This window comes from Arthrobacter sp. AB6, assembly GCF_031844545.1.
In the GTDB taxonomy this organism is placed as follows: domain Bacteria; phylum Actinomycetota; class Actinomycetes; order Actinomycetales; family Micrococcaceae; genus Arthrobacter.
Map to the genome: position 1 here is coordinate 1 of NZ_JAUZVL010000011.1, position 16,319 is coordinate 16,319.

The window sequence follows — 16,319 nt, forward strand, 5'->3', positions numbered from 1 at the left end:
TGCGTAGAGAACATCCATCACAGCAGGGCTACGAGCCCTTCAGCTTTCAACACACGGAACCCGTTTCACCACGAACCACGGAGAGCCGTCATAGCTGGGAACGGTAACGGCCAGGGCCATGATGGCCTTGAAATCGGCCATGCTGCCTCCTCACCTGGGACGAGGCGGCGCCCAGTGAACCGCCTCACCCACAGCCGCAGCACCAACAACCCGGAACACCAGCACCAACTCTCGCTATCTGCCAACCAGCTTGCCTCTGACCCTGCTGGACGATTGTGCACGGGAACCACATTCGTAGTGTTGTCGGGAATGTGCACGAGGGTCGACCCTTACGATCTGGGCACTGGCCGCCGAACCAGGCGCTTGGCGAGGAGCCATCCCCGAGGCCCTCGAGGCTGTTCGTCCACCGGCCAGTAAGGAACGACAGCCGCTGGCAGACTGGTTCCTCGTAGCGTCAGGCGTACTCGGACCGGAGGACTTCCACGGCGTTGACGACGGGTGTCGCCTCGATCCCCTGCTAGCGGCGTTCTTTCCACTGTGGCGCACAACGCCGCCGCGATAGCAGCTGGGGGATCGGTCTCCTCGGATTATTCGCTGATTCAGAGATCGCCGCGGCAAGATCAGACGGGGAGATGACGCGACTGACTGGCAGATTGAAGATCCCAGAGGAAACCAAAGGTGCCGCCGGGATAGGCTCGGTCAGGCGCATGATCCTGCTCCTAGTCTGAATGCTTTGACGCACTTAAAGCCCCAGAGCCGCGGACCCTTCTGACAGCTATGACATAGGATCATTTGCTCCATGAGCCCTGACTTGGCTCATTTCGTTAGTGCGCGAGTTTTGGGCTGCGGATGGCGTCGAGAATGGCTTGCTGCTCGGCGGAGATGTCGGGGGCGAATGTCTGGGTGGTGCCGTTGATGGTGATGGTCGCTGAGCGTAAGGGCCGGAGTTGTCGGATGACGTTACGCACCGCGAGGCCTGTACTGTTCTGGACCGTCCGAAAGACCGCCAGGGCCGTGAACACGATGGTCAGGTGTGCCTCGATAGCGTCGGGGATGCGGTGGAACATGGGCCTGGCGCGGAGATCTGTTTTGCTCATCCTGAAGGACTGCTCGACATGCCACAGGTCGTGGTAGGAGCCGATAACTTCCCCTGCGGTCATGATGTTTGTCCAGGATGTTTGTTACGTAGCCTTTCAGGCCGGCCAGTTGCCGGGCACGCGCTATTGAGGCCTCGTCGAGGCTGCGCGCCCCGCCGGAGGTCCTGACGAAGCGTGGGGTTCTGGCCGCTTTTTGGCCCTCGATGACTTCGCGGGCCCGGTTCTCCTGGGCTGTGAGCGTCTTGTTGTCGTGGACGGCTCTCTTGCGGGAGTAGGCCCACACGGCCCGCCAGGAGCCCAGGTGTGTGGCAGGATTCCAGACGGGTTCGGCGCGTAGGTCGGGGTTGTTCTCGTTCTTGTGGCCGGTTCTGGGGGGTGATGGTGTCGATCAGCTGTCCGTCGGTGAACGCGTCGCCGTGCCAGCGGAAGTGCGTGGCCAGGTCGTTCGGCGCCTTGGTCATCCGGGAGCCGACGATGAACCGCAGGTTCGCCTCGTCCAGCTCGCGCAGGTTCCCTGCCGAGAGCATGCCGGCGTCGGCGACGACGACCATGTCGGCCAGGCCGTGGCGGGCCTGGAACTGCTTGATGATCGGGATGATTGTTGCCGATTCGGCTTTGTTGCCTTCAAAGCAGCCGATTTCCAGCGGGAACCCGCCGAGGTCAACGAGCAGGCCGACCACGATCTGAGGATCGACGCGGCGTTCCTTGGAGTAGCTGACCTTGCGCAGCTCGTCTTCCTTTTCCGCCTCGAAATACAGCGTGGTGACGTCATACAGCACCAGGGACGTCCCCGCCGGTGCTGGCGTGCTCGAAGCACCAGGTCGCAACCCGGTCGCGGTATTTGCCCGCAGCGGCGCGGGTGAGGGTGCGTTTCATGGTGGCGTAGCTGGCAGGGTTCTGGCCGAGGTCCCGCAGGACTCTGCCGGAATCCAGCAGGGAGGTCGGTTCGACGACCCGGGCGATCACCAGATCACGGAAGACCTCATCCTCGAGGCCGTCGAACCCCAGGGCTGTGAAGACGCTGGCCAGTGCATCGAACAGGACGCGTAAATCCGTGCCGACCACGCGGGCAGGGCCGGTGCGCCCAGCTGGTGCTGCTACAGTGCCGGCGAGGTCGAACAGGCCCGGATCGCTGGCCGGAGCGACCAAGCCCAGCACCGGAGGCGTGGGCTCAACACCGAGTTCCAGGACGCCCTGCGCCGGGTTCTCCAGCAGCTCGCGGGCACGCGCCAGCAGCACACCGAGCTCGGCCTCCGTATGCGCCGAGCCGACGTGCTCAACGATGCGCTGCCGACCCCTCACATACTCTGCGATCTGCACCCCGGTCGGCAAGGTCGAAGCAAACAACACGGCGATCAAGAACATCAAGCGAACTGCCCACGGGTACCGCAACGCGGCCAATTACAAATCGGTTATCCTCTTGAGAAGTGCCGTCCGGACGGCGGCATGACGCTCATTCCAGGGGTCCATTTCCCCACGAACCGTGAAGAGCCATAAAGCGCAGGGTGGTCAGAACAGTCGGCAGAAGGCAAGCAGAGCTTTGCAGCATTAAACCGTGCTCTCCACCGCATGCTCGTGGCCCATACGTTTCCGCAACCGGATGTAGGCTAGCCTGCGTGCGTACGACATTCCGACTGCTTTGGCGTTTCCGACCATCAGATCGAACTTGTTAAGAACGCCAGGATGTTCGCGAGCGATCTGCTCATGAAAGGCTATTGCCTGGTCTGACTGCTGTTTTGCGAGTCGAACGCTCCACTGACTTGCACTAATGCGGAAGGTGGCTAGACTGCGACGCATCGCGACGACGTCGCCATGAAAGCAGATCCGCGCATACGTTGCCTCATCGATAAGGTAGGGGTTCGTGTTGTCCCATCCGCCTTCTGCCTCGAGCAATTCCCGTCGATACATGACGCAGGCGGGCTCACCAAAAATGTTGGAGCCCGCAACCACAGTCGCTCGCACGGCACGTGGGCCACTGACTAATCCTTTGATGCCTTGCAGTCCGCGATTCTTGACGAACACTTCTCCACTGGAGTCGACCAGATCGCGCTGGCTAGCAACCAGTACAGCCGTGGGGTACTTTTCGAATGCCGCAACCTGCTCCGCGACCGCCGTCGGTGCGATCATGTCGTCCCCGCATACAAGCTTTACATATTCGCCTCTCGCTTCGGAGCTGACCCGATTCCAGTTAGCCTTGGCACCACCACCTGCAGGCGTGGGACTTAGTATCCTCAACTTGGGGTGGCCCATGAAAGTGTCGATCACTTCCTGGGTACCGTCCACTGACGAATGGTCGGCAACAACGACCTCGTAATCGTCGTAGGTTTGATTGAGCACCGATTCGAGGGTTTCCGCAATGTATTGGACGTTGTTGTAAGCAGGGATGACTATTGAGACTCTGGGGTTCAAGCCGTCTCTTCCTCTCTTGAGTTACTTATCGTCTTGGAGTTAGGCGCATCCGCGGGTTTTTTGCGACGAAACGAAAAATAGCGATGGCCGAAATAGCTGATAACAACCGACAGTGCTGTAATAGTCAGCTGTGTGGGTATACGCGGAAAATGCAATATGTCTGCAAATAACGAAAGTAGACTTACGTTCACGACGAGTGAGGTGAGATTCACGAGAGCGAAACGGCCTAAATCAAGCCAGAAGTGCCCGCTAACTCTGAAAACTAGCTTCCGATAAACAAAGAAAACGGCTACGAGGGAAACCAGCCATGATATGGACAGGAGGATGAAAGACGGTGTTTCCTCAAATGCTAGCGCGAGGACAATAAATAGCCCTGTGCTGAATGCGGTATTGCCCCCGCCGACGATCAGGAACGCTACACGCTGATCCTTGACGATTCGCATGAGAGGTCCGGGTGGCCCGGTGTGAATGCCGCGGACCGGCTCATCCTCAGTTGATCTTGTCACCATCAGGGCTTCTCTCTTCCAGTCCGCACAGCTCGTTCGTCACTCATAGCCTGCCCTTCAGGCTTCTGATAACTTGCATGTCCCGAACCGTTGCATCGATACCTACGGGCAAGGGAGTAAAGGGGCGATTATCGAGCTCCGGCCAAACTACCGAGCGAAGCCGAAGGTCGTGGGCCTGTGCCTTTGCATAAGGAGACGCCCCCAGCACAACTCTCGGTCTGCGTTTGAATACCGTCTTGCACGCGCCGATCAGAGCGCCAATAGTGTCCGCTCTCTGTGTCGCGATTATCTTTATGACCGATTGCCCTGGGCGTATATCTGGTGCCGCGAGGCGGTCCAGGCAATCCGCCAGGAGTGCTGCGGCGTCATCAATGAAGATATAGTCCCGAAGAGTGTCAAGTGAGACATAGACGGTGACCGGCTGGCCCGTCAGAAATGCCTTGGCAAAAACCGATATTAATCCCTGCGGCTTCTCGAGGTTCTGGCCAGGCCCGTAAAGATTCGCAATTCGCCCTATTAGAACTTTGGTTCCGGAGTTAGTTGCGAAGTCCGCAACCGCCTGCTCAGCGGCCAGCTTGGCATGACCATACGGCGCCAAGGGCTGAGGTTCGCTCTTCTCTGAATATGGGGGATTGGGCGCACCGGCATAGACGCCGCCAGCGGAGGATGCAAGAAAAAGGCGGCCCAAACCCATCTTGTCTTGACAAAGCTCCCTTGCAATGGAGGAAAGTGCGGACTTGAGGACATCGAGTTCGGAGTCAAGCTCGGCTTGGGAGGTTCCGGTCACCCCGGCCCCTGCGCACCACACAATGATCCAACGATTTCCTTCAGACATAACTCTGAACTCGTTAGCGCCTTTGGCCAAGGCGTCCTTGGCCGCGGCGGCGTCGTGCCAGGGTATGGAGGAGGTCATCACACGATGGCCTCTGATCCTCAGTTCTGAGACGATGCCTCTGCCTAGTAGGCCCCCTGCCCCGACTACCCATACAGGATCAGGCATCTAGCTGGTTCCCCCGGGATGTTGAAGAAGTTCCGGGAATGAGGGGAGTTGCATCAGGGCTGACCTTACCCAGGGGACCGACCGCTGGGTCACTCACAATTAGATAGGCTGGCTTGCCCATAGCCATGTTGACGTTCACACCGACGTACTCAGCGATGATTCCGAGCGAAAAGAGGATCGCTCCTGTGCTGATTAGGATGACGATCATCGTGGACGTCCACCCTTGCTGACCTGCTCCATGTCCCGTGACGTAGGCGATTAGTAGGTAAACGGCCAGACAAACGCCAAGAAAAGCGAATATCGCGCCAATAAGGCTAACGAGGCGGAGCCCGCGCGTGCCGCTGGAGATGACCATTCGCCAGAAGTGAGACAGGAGGGTTCGCAGCCGGTAACCGGACGCACGGTCACCTTCCTCGCGCAGCGCAACTGGGCAGGTTGCAACGTTGGACGCGATCCATCCCAATGCCACGTCGAGGTAGACAGCATTCCCGGCGTAAGCTGCAACCGAGCGCGCGACTTCGCCGGTAACGAGTCTAAAGCTCTGGTAATTAGGGGCTTCGTTGCTGGATAGCAGAGTCGCTACGACCTTTTTTGCCCCCTTGGAAGCCGCATTTCTCAGGAACCCGTGCGGAGGCTTGTTGCTTGGGAGGGCGTATACCAACGTCGATTGTCGGTCCATCGCCGTATCGAGCATGTTGCCGATAGCTGAGGGGTTGTGCTGACCGTCTTCGTCCATAGTGACCACCCAGTCACCACCAGCCGAGGCCATTCCTGCGAGCGTCGCCGGGTGTTGCCCGAAGTTGCGGCTCAGCCAAACCCCTCGGACGATTTCATAACGTTCGGCGAGGTCCCTTATTACCTGGGCCGACCCATCGGGGCCGTGATCGAACACGAGGAGAACTTCTGCAATGACAAACTGATGCCCAACTGGAGAACGCTGGAGCCCAGACAAATTAGTAAGTTCCGCGACGACCTCGGGCAGCGTCCTTTCGCCTTGGTAGACGGGTATGACGACAGAGATACGATGGGTGCTGGCTGCTAGGCCTGTCACTGCGTTGGTCATGTGTATAGAGTTTACCGCTTCGTAACTAGGGGTGGTGACCTCATAGGCTGGGCTAAGATCCCTCGATGCGCAGCGGCAGTATGGTTCTCAGTAGCGATGAGGGAAGTCTGCAGCAGACAACGATCACGGGGTACGCAAGGAAATGATACAAAACACGACTGCCGTTCATCGGGGGAAAACCGGTAGGCGCTTGGCCGGAATGGCTGCTACGGCTGTGGCGCTGGGTATGTACTGGTTGCTGCAAGTACGCCCTCTGACTTTGACGAGTGGCTTCAGTTGGAGGAATTTTCGGGACTATTTTTCCTACGATCAGTATTCGTATCTGGCGATCGCTGTAAACGTCAGGAACGGCAACTTGGAAGCCGTTGAGCCTTTCACGGAGACGGGGATCAATCATTATCCGCGCCTATACTACGTGCTTCTTGGTCTCCTTTCACGCCTCCTGGGAACCGACATAGTTGCTACGTGGCAGGTCACTGGAGTGGTCGTTCAGATGCTTATGGTCATCGCCATCAGTTGGTTGCTCATAAGACTGACGGGCCAACCGCTCCTCGGAGTATTTGGGTTCGTGCCAAGCCTCATAGGAACGCTCGCCGTAATTACCAGCGGGAATTGGTATCAGTCCTTGGACAATCACGCCGTCCTTTGGGGGGCATTCGGCGTGTTTTTCACCTTGAACGGGGAGTCCGCGGCCCTTTCGCTGGCGGTGACAAGTACGTGCCTGATCATCGGTGTGACGTTTCCAACCGGCCAGGGCAACGTCTCCACTGAGCGGATGAACTGGGCTGCGATAGTCGCTGCATCGGCTCTAATTGGGACTCTAGCCAATGTGCAGACCTATTCCTTTCTGACAGCCATATACCTGCTCGTGTACGCCACGAGTATGTATGGACTATTGAGCTATGGCAGCAGGAAGCACATCGTAATCAGTCTTATATGTCTGGTGGTTGTGATCTTTGGCGGCCCCATCATCGCCTCGGTGTGCGGACCGCTCGTGACCCTCATGGCCGGCCTACTCGCGGCCGCGCCCGGATTCTCGCTCGTCCTCCTGAAACACAAGGTGCGGATGATCGGGGCTGCAGCTGCCGCGGCGCTGGCTGCCTCGCCCACAATCATAGGAACTTTGGCTGGATTGGCCAGTGAGGATGAGTTTCTTACCTACCGCGAGTCGTCTTCAGCCGCACTGGGGGTGCCCCTTTGGCCGGGCGTTCTCGCCGCTCTCGCACCTCTGATCATGCTTGCCTTGATCTTTTGGGCAGGCACTGCTCAGAGCAACAAGGCGTGGCAGGCATCCGCGTTGGGGGCCGGCGTAGCATGGGCTCTTGTTGCCAGTAACGACAATTGGGGCGCCAATCAGGAACCGTATCGGTTTTGGATCGACAGTTTTACCATAGTCACTGCAGCAACGATTCCGATCCTTTTTCAGGTGGGTATAAGAAGCTGGAGTGGATGGCGCTCCCGCGTTCAAAGTGACGACGGTGCGCGAAGGTGGCGGCACGTGAACTGTTCGGCTTCGAAGCGGGGCTGGATGGTGACGAAGCATGTGGTTCTGGGGAGCGCCTGCCTGACGTTGGCGACTTCAGTAGCACTAGGCTTCGCCGATTTCGCTAAGTTTTCTGCGTACGTCCAGGATCGTGGAACCGAAAGCTTCAACGATCCTCAGGCGCGTGCCATCGGTGCGGCAGTAAGGAAGGGCGTCGAGGATAATTCGGCTGCTATCCGAAGTACTGAATTGCTGTTGGCCGACCCGTGCATAAGCCCATTCAGGGTCAAACTTCTGACCGGGGTACCCACCGCGTTTTACAACTTGGGGTTGGCGTGGCCGGAACATGAAAAGGCTCTACGCGAGGTGTTGAAACAGCGTACTGCCGGTACCTTTGCCCGGTCGGAAGCCCAAAGCGGGGAAGTGGGGTACCTGCTGACCGACTCCTCGTGCTCGGCGGCATGGCACACAGAAGATGTTGGAATGAGAGTCGCCGAAGTGCCCTATAGTCTGGGCGGTAAAGTGGCTACCGTTACCCTCTGGAAGCTGACCGCCTAGCGCCCTTCCGTCGGGAATAATCTTTTGTCGCCGGACTATTGGAGTCAGAGAGTTGATGCATGAAGGTGAAGCCGCGCCAGCGCGCTCGCTACTTTGGGTCCTAGCAACCGCACTGGGCGTTCTCACGCTTAGCTTGATCCCGCTAATTTGGACCCCTCGGTTCTATTTTTGGGACGATACCGAAAATGGTGCCTACGGGATTTGGTATCACTTGGGTGAAGCGCTGTTGTCAGGGGGGCCACCGCTTCTAAATCCACAAGTATGGTCGAGCGGAAACTATGTTGCGGAAGGGCAGTGGGGGACATGGAATCCCCTCATCATGCTCATCGGCCTATTGGTTTACTTCGCTCCCGATGCCGTGCTGGTGACGACCTGCGTGAAGATCGCTTTCTTGGTCATCGCCGGCGTGGGCTGCTATTTGCTCAGCCAGTCGTACCAGGTTTCGCCGGGACTAAGTATGGTTGTGGGTATCGCCATCCCGCTAAACGGCTTTACAACTTTCTTCGATGCACCCTCATGGGTGACGGGTCAACTAGCATGGGCACTCCTGCCTTACTTCTGGGTGCTATTAACCTCGACGCGGGACGGCAGATGTAGCCCGCTATGGCCCTTTGTCACTGGATATCTCATTGTTACGATCGGCTATGTAGCGGGGACCGTCGGCGTCGGCTTTGTCCTCCTAGCTGTCGGGTTCGACACATTATTTCGGCGGTGGTGGCTGCCAGCCTGGCGGGTAGCAGCCATAGGCCTGGGGCTGATCCTAGTCGCGGTGGTGGTGTACCTTCCCGGCGTCTTGACCGCCTCGGTTACAACTCGAAGTACCATAGCAATCGCAAACGACGATTACATGGGGGTGGACCTGAGCGGTCTTTTGGGTTCGACCATTGCAACTGCCTATCCTATGATGCCCTCTTGGTGGTGGGACGGCTTATCGGCGCCAGCCCCGGCGCTCTACATCGCATGGTTCTTGCCCATAGTGGCTTTCCTCAGTTGGCATAAAATTCGATCCTACGCACCACATATACGGGACATCCTGTTTTTTTCAGCGCTGTCTCTGATGTTTGTACTGCTGCCCTCAACATTAGGCCCGCTTCGTTACCCAGCACGATTCATGCCTTATCTAGCGCTTGCCTGCGTGCTGCTCTGCGTCATCTTGGTGTCGCATACACTCGCCGCGCGCCCGTCTAAGCTGTCTCTCCTAGGCGCCACGGGCGCCATCGCCTTAGGCGTCTACGGTGCCTGGGCTCAATACCCGGACCGCTACAGAACAGTCTTCGTGACAGGGTTGCTGGCGATCGGCGCACTATCTGTTCTCTGGTGGAAGCTGCGCGGTAACTCGATTCTGGTGAGCAAGCTTTCTGCAGCGTCGTTCATTGCGGTTGTTTGCGTTGGTGTTACTTTCGCTACTACGGTGTTGCAGCATAGGACTACAGGTTCAAGTCCGCTTTCTGACTCTGCAATGCCATCGGATACTGCAATTTCCAAGAGTGTCCTGTCAGATGTTCGGGGAGAAGTTTTGGTCGTGGGGGACCCACTGGATTACCCACAGGGCGAGTCCACTTGGTCCCGGACCCTTATGGCTAACACGTGGTATCTGAGTCCTGCGTCAGTCGTGAATCGCTACCAGTTGGTTGGTTACACGGAGTACAACAAGACTCTATGTTTACGTTATCTAGGCGGAACCTGTGCCGAACTGCTGGATAGGCTATTTGAGCCTCGGCCAGATACTGGCATGCTGCTAGTCGATGAGCTCGGCATCGACAACGTGCAAATTCTGAAGAAGTCCTTCGAGGGACAACAGAAGCCCACTGCCTCCAACAACTATGTTGGAAGGGAAGAGGAATTGCCGATTAGGTCCGTCCCCTACGGCTGGCAGGAGGTCAGCGATGACGGAGAAATTGCTTTGTGGAGCCGGACGGAACCGATTCGCTCCCGGGGCGGCCTGATTTGGACATCTCAGGGGACGAGCATTACCGAAACAGGAAGGTCCGCAACGGAGGTCAGGCTCCACGTTGACGACGTTCCTAACGGAGGAGGTCGTGCTGCGTTGGCTCGGCTGCCATGGCCTGGCTACGAAGTTGATAATGGCAAGCTCGTAGAGTCCGTTGACGGCTTTCTACTTACTGTTCAAGTTCCCGAGGAAGCGGTCGGAAAAACAATCTCCATTAGCTTTGTTCCGCCGGGATGGAGGCTCGGGGTGGCTCTGTGGTTCACGGGAGTTGGAAGCATGCTCCTCTGGGCGACCATAGATCTGGTAGGTCGGCAGCAATACAAAAAAACCGTCCGTCGGTCGGTGACCGAAACAGAGTCTGTGCTGGACTATAGCGGCCGCGAATGATAGAGCAAGTCGGGGGCCGCTATGCGGCCCCCGACTTGCTCTATGCCATTAATAAACGGATGCCTGGCTGACGGTTAGGTACTGTTCCAACGCGGCCTTCGCGTTACGGGGTTGGAAGCCCGTTGCTTTGATCTTGTTGAGATTGAGGACGCTGTTCAGGGGCCTGAGTGCAGCTTCTTTATCCCTGAAGTACTCGGCAGTGGTGACGCCAGTAACTACCGATCGTTTGGCCCCGATCAGCTCGAAGACATCCGCAGCAATCTCAGCCCATGACTGTGGGACGCCATCATTGCTCAAGTTATAGGTACCGAAGGGCGCTTGAGCGCTGACTAGATGCTTGATACCTTCTGCGATATCTTCTGCAAAGGTTAGTCGACCGATTTGGTCGTCGACCACAGCTGGTTGGACTCCGCGTCCTGCAAGGTCAGCCATGGTACGCACGAAGTTTTTGCCGTCACCAATCACCCAACTTGTGCGCACGATGTAGTGGCGGGGAACTGTAGCGACAAGGCAATCGCCAGCGGCCTTACTTTGTCCATAAACACCGAGCGGTGTAAACGGTTCGTCTTCGTCGTGCTCGGTGCGGGAACCGTCGAATACGTAGTCGGACGAGACGTGCACCAATGTTATGAGGTGTTCTGCTGCCACAGACGCAAGTCGTCCAACGGCTGTCGCATTGACTGCCCAAGCAGCCTTGCGTCCGGCCATCGTTTCGGCTGCGTCAACTGCAGTGTAGGCGGCCGCGTTGATTATTGTGCTGTAGTTGCGCCAGTGTCGGGCCGAGTACGCTTCCACATTAAGCAGGTCAAATTCCTGGCGGCCAGCAAATTCAACGTTAGGGTTTCCGTCATAGGCTTTACGTAGGGCACGACCCAACTGACCGTCGGCTCCTAGGACCAGCGTCTTCCGCGCACGCATGGGCCTGACATCCGCCAAGTGCGGGTGGCCCAAGTCCTTAGCTGAAACCTCGGCCTGCGAAAGGGGGATCGGCCACTGAATGCCCGCGGTTGGATCCGCCAAGTTGAGGAAAGTGTACTCGGCCTCTGCGGACCAGTGGTCGTTAACGAGATAGGTGTAGGAGGTGTTGTCTTCCAGCGTCTGGTAGGAATTGGCAACACCCCGCGGGATGAAAATTGCCTTGCTGGCGTCTAGTTCAGCAGTAAAGACTTGGCCAAAAGTTGGTCCTTCCCGCAAGTCGACCCAAGCCCCGAAAATCCGGCCTGTAGCCACGGAGACAAATTTGTCCCAAGGTTCGGCATGAATTCCTCGAGTAGTGCCCGCCTTGTCATTGAACGAGATGTTGTTCTGGACGGGACCAAAGTCGGGAAGACCAGCGGCAATCATTTTTTCCCGTTGCCAGTTTTCCTTAAACCAGCCACGGTTGTCTCCATAAACCGGAAGGTCGTAGATAATGACGCCGGGTATTGGTGTTTCCGCACCTACGAGCTTCTTCTGGAACTCCACCTTACTGGCCCTGAAGCTTGTACTTGGCTTCGGTTGCAGCCTTCTGCGGCCGCCACCAGTCTTCGTTGTCGCGGTACCAGGCGATTGTGTCTTCAATGCCGGCATCGAAGTTCGAGAACTGAGGTTCCCAGCCCAGTTCGTCCCGTAACTTGGTGGAGTCGATGGCATATCGGAGATCGTGTCCCGGTCGGTCCACCACGTGGTCGTAGGCATCCGGGGACTGTCCCATGTGCTTGAGGATCAGTTCGACGACGTTCTTGTTGTTCTTCTCGCCGTCGGCGCCGATCAGGTATGTCTCACCGATCTTTCCCTTGGCGATGATGGTTAGGACTGCGGAAGAGTGGTCGTTGGCGTGGATCCAGTCGCGTACGTTTTCGCCCTTGCCGTAGAGCTTGGGCCGGACCCCATCAATTACATTAGTGATCTGGCGGGGGATGAATTTCTCAACGTGCTGGTAGGGGCCGTAATTGTTGGAGCAATTGCTTATGGTCGCCTGAAGGCCGAAAGAGCGGACCCAGGCCCGAACCAGCAGGTCGGAGCCGGCTTTGGTGGACGAGTAGGGGCTTGAAGGGTTGTATGGGGTTTGTTCCGTGAACCGCTCGGGGTCATCGAGTTCAAGGTCGCCGTAGACCTCGTCCGTGGAGATGTGGTGGAAGCGCTTGTTGTGCTTCCGGGCAGCCTCAATGAGTGTATAGGTGCCGATGATGTTCGTGTCCAAGAACGGGCGCGGATCGTGCAGGGAGTTGTCGTTGTGTGACTCGGCAGCGTAGTGGACGACCACGTCATGATCAGCAACCAGTGGTTCTACGACGGCTGGATCTGCAATATCGCCCTCAACGAAGGCAAACCGGTCCTCTGGTAACCCGCGCAGTGACTCCAAGTTGCCAGCATATGTGAGCTTGTCCAATACCGTGACGGAGTAGTTAGTGTGGGACAAAACATAGTGGACGAAATTGGAGCCGATGAACCCGGCGCCGCCGGTTACAAGAAGTCGCTGCATAGTTCCATAGATTACCGGATTTGGCTGGACTTCGAGCCAGAGGGAAAGATGGGTAGCATGCGCGGAATAATCCTTGCCGGTGGGACCGGCTCCAGACTCCACCCTATTACGTTGGGCATCAGCAAGCAGTTGGTGCCGGTCTACGACAAACCGATGATCTACTATCCGCTGTCGACGCTGATTCTGGCCGGGATCAGGGACATCCTGATCATCACCACGCCCCACGATGCGGACCAGTTCGAACGGCTACTCGGCGACGGCTCACAGTTCGGGGTGAACATCACATACGCCCAGCAGCCCTCGCCGGACGGACTGGCGCAAGCATTCATCATAGGTGCGGAACACATAGGGGACGGCCCGGTAGCACTCGTACTGGGAGACAACATCTTCTACGGGCGGGGTATGGGTACGCAACTGCGGCGCTACGCAGATATCGACGGAGGCGCTGTATTCGGATACTGGGTTGCTGACCCTTCGGCATACGGTGTGGTCGAATTCGATGGCGAAGGCAAGGCTATCTCTCTTGAGGAAAAGCCTACAAAGCCCAAGAGTCATTACGCCGTTCCTGGGCTCTATTTTTATGACAATGACGTTGTGCAGATCGCCAAGGACCTCAAGCCTTCCCCTCGTGGGGAGCTCGAAATCACAGACGTAAATAGGGTCTATTTGGAGCGCGGAAAGCTTCAAGTAGAGATTTTGCCGCGGGGTACTGCCTGGCTAGACACTGGAACCTTCGATTCCCTGAATGAAGCCTCCGAATTTATTCACACTGTGCAGAAGCGGCAGGGTTTATCGATCGGCTGCCCGGAGGAGATCTCTTGGCGTCTGGGGTTCCTAAGCGACTCCGAGTTGCTGGAACGTGCAGAGCCGTTGGTCAAGAGCGGATACGGCAAGTATTTGCTTGACCTGTTGGACCAAGAAGGACGCTAATACGAAAGTTAAGGCGGGAGATCGGAGAAGTCCGACCTCCCGCCTAATAAGTTTCCGTCGTCTGTCAGGCAGGAGTTCCGGTAGCGACAGGATCAAGTGTGGTTCGGCCGTACTCAGCGATTACGGGCGAACTCCCACCGCCGTTTAGTTCCACCAGACGAGTCCATGAGGTGACCGGCCTTTTCTTGCCGTCAGCCATCAAGTAAACGGTAGGGGAGTCCAAAGCCTTCACGAAAACCGTGGAGTTTAGTGTCCCGACTGTAGCAGGCAGTGCGCTGCATGTGGAGGGTTCAAGAGCCCGATAGATTAAGTGTGCAGTTGTTGTGGTGGCTGGAAGCTTCCACAGGGAGCCGCCGTAACCGAGGTAGGTCACTGAGCCGCAGCGAACCACAGGCTCCACTGTCCCTGAGGACGTGTACGGAGACAACGATGACTGGGGTACGCGCGTGTACCCGGAGATACCTAGGCTGCTTGCGATTCGGAAATCCTCAAGCTGAAGCAGCCTGTCGGCACCGTCAACTAGGAACACCACTGGGCTCGTTTCCCCCACCACCAATTTGCCTAGTGGGAGAAGCGCAGGGCTTTTGTTCATTGAGTCCAGTGTCAGGGGCGCCAAGGAATATATGTACGGAACGCTGCCCAAGCCCAGTTGAGTAAGGGTTGAGAGATCAGGAACCTCCCTGAGCGCCTTCTTATCAATCCTGAAAACCACAGGAGATGACGGCGTTTTGGCGAAAGCAGGATTACCTATACTCGGTCCTGTCGCAATCGTGCTCAGCAACTTGGTCGAAAACGTTACTGTTCCGGGCCACTGTGACGAATCATTCATAGGGAACTTTTCGTGCGATCCTACGACATATCCGACGCTGGCTGTTTCGTTCGTCGCAAAGCCGGTGAAAGCCTGCCCTTGTTCCATTCTGTCTATGGACCGAGGCTCCAGAGCCGCAACGGCGAGAGCGTTCGCCCACCTATTGTCCCTATTTATGGATTCGGGAACGGCGACAAGTCGTCCTGCGGTGAAAATGTAGGGTTGACGGCTGATCCTGTCCACCACAATGACGTCAGGCCGCAGGATTGGAGCCGCCGTGGACAGGGCATAGGCGCCAACTGCCGCATCGGTCAGGCCGGCGGTCGCAGTCGGAAGGCCCGCGGAGGCTAGGCTTTGAAGGTCGAAAAACTCTCTTTTGGTCCCTGCACTGACGTAGAAAAGCCTTCCGGCCGGCGAAACAGTCGCATTTGCAAGGCTATCGCCAATCGGAAATAGGTCCATTTGGTTTGCAGCTAGTGGGACCCAGCCCGAGCAATTACCACCACCGAAATCACTCATGATGCCGCAGCTGGGAACGTGGTGTTTCTTCCCAGAGTCCAGGAAATAGATTGCGCCGTCAGCGTTGCGTGCGAAACGACCAACAGAATTGCCGTTGGCCAAACTGTCCAGATACGTCTGGCTCACATCATAAATGGGGCTGACGGCTGAATAAAGCAGGTACGTCGTCCAATCGGGAATCGCGTACTTATTCGTCCCGCTGACGAGGTATATCGTGCTGCTGCTCGTTCCCTTAACCAGAGTCGATCCGACGCCGTCCCTGTTGTTTGCGAAGCGCTGCAAAGACTGGTAATCGCCATTCCAGACATTCGAGTCTCCGGCGAACGGTCCCGTGCTGCTGTACTGCCACATACTGTAAGTGCCCCAGCTGCCTGTCGGGACCGGACCAGCGTTGTTAGTGGGGGAGTTCGGGTAAGCAGCGATCCACAGGGGGTAGTCACCAAACCCCGAGGGGTTGCCTAGGCACTGATTCCACCATCCAGTGTTGGTGTAGATGACAGGAAACCTTCCGGTCATCGAACGGACAGTATTCCCGAAATCCCGGACCCAGGACTGAAGTTGTGACGGCGACATGCCGTAGCAGGTGTTCCCAAAGTAGAACCCATTGATAGTCCGGCCTTCATATGGGTTGAACTCAAAGTCGAGTACAGGTGGCATTGTATAGCCGTCGGGCGACCAGCCCCCGCCATTTTGAACGAAGTAACGTGCTTGGTCTACTCCCGAAGACCAGTTCGGAATTGCAAAGTGGTAGGCCCCCCGGATCATTCCAACGTTGCGGGACCCTTGGTACTGGGAGCCGTAGGACGGGTTCGTGTAGTAGTTGCCTTCAGTGGCCTTTACGTAGGCAAAACGAGCGCCCATATTCCATTGCTGCTGCCAGTCCACGCTCGGTTGGTGGCCGCTCACGTCCAGTCCCTGGATGCCAAAAGTGGGCATCCAGGTGCCTTGGGTGGACAGCGGCTCCGTGCTCAGCCGCCTGAAGGAGTCCGAGGGAGCCGAGGCTGTGACGCGGGCGGACCGCTGTCCCATCTCAGCTCCGCCGACGCCGACCGCTTCGGCCATTGTCTGCGTAGCCTCTGCAGTTGGCGGAGCGGAGGGGGTGGCCGCGGGTGCTGATTCTTCCGGAGAAGGGGTCGGCGTCGAG

General features: G+C 57.4%; 11 protein-coding genes and 1 pseudogene. 4 read left to right on the forward strand and 8 right to left on the reverse strand.

Annotated features, from left to right (window positions below):
- Positions 1-824 precede the first annotated feature (824 nt).
- Positions 825-2,462 (reverse strand): annotated as a pseudogene (locus tag Q9R30_RS10490) (IS1634 family transposase).
- Between Q9R30_RS10490 and Q9R30_RS10495 the strand changes: the two are divergent.
- Positions 2,461-2,547 (forward strand): hypothetical protein, encoded by an 87-nt coding sequence (locus Q9R30_RS10495; protein ID WP_311217610.1) that lies wholly within the window; start codon positions 2,461-2,463, stop codon positions 2,545-2,547. The pseudogene Q9R30_RS10490 and the gene Q9R30_RS10495 sit on opposite strands and share 2 nt — an antisense overlap.
- Before the next feature lie 98 nt (positions 2,548-2,645).
- On the opposite strand, the gene Q9R30_RS10500 is transcribed toward Q9R30_RS10495, so the two are convergent.
- The 4 genes from Q9R30_RS10500 to Q9R30_RS10515 form a co-directional block, all read right to left on the reverse strand.
- Entirely contained in the window at positions 2,646-3,506 is an 861-nt protein-coding gene (locus tag Q9R30_RS10500; protein WP_311217566.1) for a glycosyltransferase family A protein, read from the reverse strand.
- A complete protein-coding gene (locus Q9R30_RS10505) occupies positions 3,503-3,949 on the reverse strand; it encodes a GtrA family protein (protein ID WP_311217567.1) in 447 nt (148 codons plus the stop codon). The genes Q9R30_RS10500 and Q9R30_RS10505 overlap by 4 nt, the downstream gene beginning before the upstream one ends.
- A 106-nt stretch (positions 3,950-4,055) precedes the next feature.
- On the reverse strand, positions 4,056-5,012 hold the full coding sequence (locus tag Q9R30_RS10510) for an NAD-dependent epimerase/dehydratase family protein (RefSeq protein WP_311217568.1): 957 nt from the start codon (positions 5,010-5,012) through the stop codon (positions 4,056-4,058).
- A complete protein-coding gene (locus Q9R30_RS10515) occupies positions 5,005-6,075 on the reverse strand; it encodes a glycosyltransferase (protein ID WP_311217569.1) in 1,071 nt (356 codons plus the stop codon). The genes Q9R30_RS10510 and Q9R30_RS10515 overlap by 8 nt, the downstream gene beginning before the upstream one ends.
- Positions 6,076-6,430: 355 nt before the next feature.
- Here Q9R30_RS10515 and Q9R30_RS10520 point away from each other — a divergent pair, with 355 nt between their 5' ends.
- Positions 6,431-8,116, forward strand: coding sequence for a hypothetical protein (locus tag Q9R30_RS10520; protein ID WP_311217570.1), 1,686 nt, complete (start codon positions 6,431-6,433; stop codon positions 8,114-8,116).
- 319 nt (positions 8,117-8,435) lie between these two features.
- A complete protein-coding gene (locus Q9R30_RS10525) occupies positions 8,436-10,454 on the forward strand; it encodes a hypothetical protein (protein ID WP_311217571.1) in 2,019 nt (672 codons plus the stop codon).
- A gap of 48 nt (positions 10,455-10,502) precedes the next feature.
- Here the strand turns inward: Q9R30_RS10525 and Q9R30_RS10530 are convergent, their stop codons facing one another.
- Together Q9R30_RS10530 and rfbB are read right to left on the reverse strand one after the other, a co-directional pair.
- Positions 10,503-11,918: a bifunctional dTDP-4-dehydrorhamnose 3,5-epimerase family protein/NAD(P)-dependent oxidoreductase gene (locus Q9R30_RS10530; protein ID WP_311217572.1), complete on the reverse strand. Its 1,416-nt coding sequence runs from the start codon at positions 11,916-11,918 to the stop codon at positions 10,503-10,505.
- A gap of 1 nt (position 11,919) precedes the next feature.
- Positions 11,920-12,918 (reverse strand): dTDP-glucose 4,6-dehydratase, encoded by a 999-nt coding sequence (rfbB, locus tag Q9R30_RS10535; protein ID WP_311217573.1) that lies wholly within the window; start codon positions 12,916-12,918, stop codon positions 11,920-11,922.
- A 57-nt stretch (positions 12,919-12,975) separates the two neighbouring features.
- Between rfbB and rfbA the strand changes: the two genes are divergently transcribed.
- Entirely contained in the window at positions 12,976-13,848 is an 873-nt protein-coding gene (rfbA, locus tag Q9R30_RS10540) for a glucose-1-phosphate thymidylyltransferase RfbA (RefSeq protein WP_311217574.1), read from the forward strand.
- A 64-nt stretch (positions 13,849-13,912) separates the two neighbouring features.
- Here the strand turns inward: rfbA and Q9R30_RS10545 are convergent, their stop codons facing one another.
- Positions 13,913-16,111 (reverse strand): lysozyme, encoded by a 2,199-nt coding sequence (locus tag Q9R30_RS10545; protein WP_311217575.1) that lies wholly within the window; start codon positions 16,109-16,111, stop codon positions 13,913-13,915.
- Between the last annotated feature and the right edge of the window lie 208 nt (positions 16,112-16,319).